Here is a 3,571-nt window from a genome sequence, read left to right as displayed (position 1 = left end):
GTGCGGGGCCGCCGGCGCACGGCGCCCCGCACCACGACGAGCCCCACGGGCCGGTCCCCCCGGCGGCCCGTGGGGCTCCTTCGTGCCCGGGCCCGCCTCGCCTCCACCCGGTCCCGGCCGGGCGACGAACCGGCCGTCGTGCAGCGATGCGTGACCCGGATGCTGCGCAAGGGCCGGTCCGAGGTCGTGCGCGGGGATCGGGGAGCGGTCGGTCCGGCGCATCCGGACGCCGCGGCCCGGTGGCCGGGCGGCGCGCTAGCGTGCCGCCCGTGACCACGTCGACGGACCCCTGCCTGCCCGGTGACCCCGGACCCGACGCCGCCGCGGTCGCCCGCCTGGTGGCGACCGCCCTCGACGAGGACCTCGGCACGGCGCCCGGCCGGGACGTCACGACGCAGGCGACGGTCGACGCGGCCGCCCGCGGCACCGCCGACGTCGCGGCCCGCGCCGACGGCGTCGTCGCCGGGCTGGTCGTCGTGGCGGAGGTGCTCGCCCAGGTCGCCGACCGCCTCCGCCTGCCGGTGCCCGAGGCGACGTGGCACGTCCCCGACGGCACGCGCGTGCGTGCGGGAGACGTCGTCGGGCGCCTCACCGGGCCCGTGCAGGTGCTGCTCGTCGCGGAGCGCACGCTGCTCAACCTGGTCAGCCGCGCGTCCGGGGTCGCGACGCACACCCGACGCTGGGCCGACGCGCTCGCGGGCACCGGCGCGCAGGTCCTCGACACCCGCAAGACCACGCCGGGCCTGCGCGCGCTCGAGAAGTACGCGGTGCGCTGCGGCGGCGGCACGAACAAGCGCATGGGCCTGCACGACGTCGCGATGGTCAAGGACAACCACGTGGTGGCGGCCGGCTCGGTGGCCGGTGCCGTCGCGGCGGTCCGCGCGGCGTTCCCCGACGTGGCCGTGCAGGTCGAGGTCGACCGGCCGGAGCAGGCCGACGAGGCGCTCGACGCGGGCGCCGACTTCCTCCTGCTCGACAACATGGACGACGCGACGCTGCGCGGCACGGTCGCCCGGGTGCGCGCGCGGGCGGCCGCCACGGGGCACGTCGACCTCGAGGCGACGGGCAACCTGACGCTCGACCGCGCCGCCGCGGTCGCCGCGACGGGCGTCGACTACCTCTCCGTCGGCGCGCTGACGCACTCGTCGCCGATCCTCGACGTGGCGCTGGACCTCCGCGCGGAGCCCTGAGCCGCCCGCGTCGACGGCGCCGCGGCCCGCCGGACCGTCGCCCGGCACGGTCCGACCCGGCGACGGCCGTGACGTCCCGCACGTGCGCCGCCGGGCGCCGGGGCGGCGGCCCCCGCGCCCGTACGATTGGCCGGTGACCGCCACGCCCGCCGACCCCACGGTGCCCTCGAACGACACGGTGCCCGCCGACCGCCCGGTGCCCGCCGACGACGTCCCCGAGCAGATCCAGGTCCGCCGCGCCAAGCGTGAGCGGCTCCTGGCCGCCGGCGTCGAGCCGTACCCGGTCGGCGTGCCGCGCACGCACACGATCGCGGACGTCCGCGCGGCGTACCCGGACCTCGAGCCCGGCACCGAGACGGACGACGTGGTCGGCCTCGCGGGCCGCGTCGTGTTCCTGCGCGTGACGGGCCGCCTGGCCTTCGCGACGCTGCAGGACGGCGCCGGCAACCGCCTCCAGGCGATGCTCAGCGAGAAGGAGGTCGGCGCCGAGGCGCTCGCCGCCTTCAAGACCGACGTCGACCTGGGCGACCACGTGTACGTGCACGGCCGCGTGATCGCGTCGCGCCGCGGTGAGCTCAGCGTCATGGCCGACGAGTGGCGCATGGCCGCCAAGGCGATCCGCCCGCTGCCGAACCTCTACGAGGGCGCGGAGCTCTCCGAGGAGGCGCGCGTCCGGCAGCGGTACGTCGACCTGATCGTGCGGCCCGGCGCGCGGGACATGGTGCGCCTGCGCGCGGCCGTCGTGCGTTCCGTGCGCGAGAACTTCTGGCGGCGGGGATATCTCGAGGTGGAGACCCCGATGCTGCAGGTGCGCCCCGAGGGGGCCGCGGCGCGCCAGTTCGAGACGCACATGAACGCGTTCGACATCGACCTGTACCTGCGCATCGCGCCGGAGCTCTTCCTCAAGCGGGCCGCCGTCGGCGGCGTCGAGAAGGTCTTCGAGATCAACCGCAACTTCCGCAACGAGGGCGTCGACGCGACGCATTCCCCGGAGTTCGCGATGCTCGAGGCGTACGAGTCGTACGGCGACTACGACACCATGGCGGCGCTCACGCAGGACCTCGTGCAGACGGCGGCGCGGGACGCGCTCGGCACCACCGTCGTCACGCTCGCGGACGGTTCCGAGTACGACCTCGGCGGCGAGTGGACGGCGCTGACGATGTACGGCTCGCTGTCGGAGGCGCTCGGCGAGGAGATCACGCACGACACCGCGGACGAGCACCTGCTCGCGCTGCTCGAGAAGGCGGAGATCGAGCTCGCGCCGGCCAGCCGCAACCACGGCAAGATGGTCGAGGAGCTGTGGGAGCACCATGTCGGCTCGACGCTGTGGGCGCCGACGTTCGTGCGTGACTTCCCGGTCGAGACCTCGCCGCTCACCCGCGACCACCGCACGGAGCGCGGCCTGGTCGAGAAGTGGGACCTGTACGTGCGCGGCATGGAGCTGGCCACGGCCTACTCCGAGCTGGTGGACCCGGTGGTGCAGCGGCAGCGGTTCGAGGCGCAGGCGCTGCTCGCGGCCCGCGGCGACGACGAGGCCATGCGGATCGACGAGGACTTCCTCGCCGCGATGGAGCACGCGATGCCCCCGTCGGGCGGCATGGGCATGGGCATCGACCGGCTGCTCATCGCGATGACCGGTCACGGCATCCGTGACACGATCCTTTTCCCGCTCGTGAAGCCGCAGGTATGACCCTGTCATTGCGAGGAAGGTGACCATGGACGACTGGGGTGGCGTTCTCGCCGCATTGCTGCCGTCGATCGGCGTCGGTCTGATCTTCTGGTTCGCCATGCGCGCCATCGTCAACGCCGACCGTTCGGAACGGCAGGCGCTCGCGCGCATGGAGAACGAGGCGGCGGCCGGACCGGGCGCGGCCGAGGAATCCTGAGAATAGTCGGGCGAGCGTTTGACGCGCCGGAATAGTCGGTGACACGCTGAGCGCGTCAGCACGTCCGATAATTGCCTGGGAGAACTCAATGGCGCAGAAGGTTCAGGTCCTGCTGGTCGACGACGTCGACGGCGGCACGGCCGACGAGACCGTCACGTTCGGTCTCGACGGCGTGACCTACGAGATCGACCTGACGACCGAGAACGCCGCCAAGCTCCGCGACGCCCTCGGCACGTGGGTCGGCCACGCGCGCCGGGTCGGCGGGCGCTCCTCCTCCGGCCGCTCGTCGGGCCGGTCCTCGTCGGGCTCGTCGTCGTCGCGCTCGGCGCGCGCCAACGAGGCGCAGGAGATCCGCGAGTGGGCCAAGGAGAACGGCTACCAGGTCTCCGAGCGCGGCCGCATCTCGGCGGAGGTCAAGCAGGCGTACGACGACGCGCACTGAGCGCCGCACGACGCGACGAGGGCCCGGCACCGTGGAGGTGCCGGGCCCTCGGC

At 74.3% G+C, this 3,571-nt stretch carries 4 protein-coding genes; all 4 read left to right on the top strand.

Going from position 1 to position 3,571, the window contains the following annotated elements; all coding sequences use genetic code 11:
• The first annotated feature begins 269 nt into the window (after nucleotides 1-269).
• Nucleotides 270-1,190 (top strand): carboxylating nicotinate-nucleotide diphosphorylase, encoded by a 921-nt coding sequence (gene nadC / locus ACFUMH_RS18800; protein WP_378209099.1) that lies wholly within the window; start codon nucleotides 270-272, stop codon nucleotides 1,188-1,190.
• Between the two features lie 133 nt (nucleotides 1,191-1,323).
• Nucleotides 1,324-2,880, top strand: coding sequence for a lysine--tRNA ligase (lysS, locus tag ACFUMH_RS18795; RefSeq protein ID WP_378209097.1), 1,557 nt, complete (start codon nucleotides 1,324-1,326; stop codon nucleotides 2,878-2,880).
• 25 nt (nucleotides 2,881-2,905) lie between these two features.
• On the top strand, nucleotides 2,906-3,076 hold the full coding sequence (locus ACFUMH_RS18790; RefSeq protein ID WP_378209095.1) for a hypothetical protein: 171 nt from the start codon (nucleotides 2,906-2,908) through the stop codon (nucleotides 3,074-3,076).
• 88 nt (nucleotides 3,077-3,164) lie between these two features.
• A complete protein-coding gene (locus tag ACFUMH_RS18785) occupies nucleotides 3,165-3,518 on the top strand; it encodes an Lsr2 family protein (protein ID WP_378209093.1) in 354 nt (117 codons plus the stop codon).
• Nucleotides 3,519-3,571: the final 53 nt, after the last annotated feature.

Source organism: Cellulomonas sp. NPDC057328 (assembly GCF_042667215.1).
In the GTDB taxonomy this organism is placed as follows: domain Bacteria; phylum Actinomycetota; class Actinomycetes; order Actinomycetales; family Cellulomonadaceae; genus Cellulomonas.
This window is presented reverse-complemented; position numbering and strand designations above follow the sequence as displayed.

Coding starts and splice junctions, on each gene's coding strand:
- ACFUMH_RS18790 (WP_378209095.1), top strand. CDS start 2,906: ATGGACGACTGGGGTGGCGTTCTCGCCGCATTGCTGCCGTCGATCGGC.
- ACFUMH_RS18785 (WP_378209093.1), top strand. CDS start 3,165: ATGGCGCAGAAGGTTCAGGTCCTGCTGGTCGACGACGTCGACGGCGGC.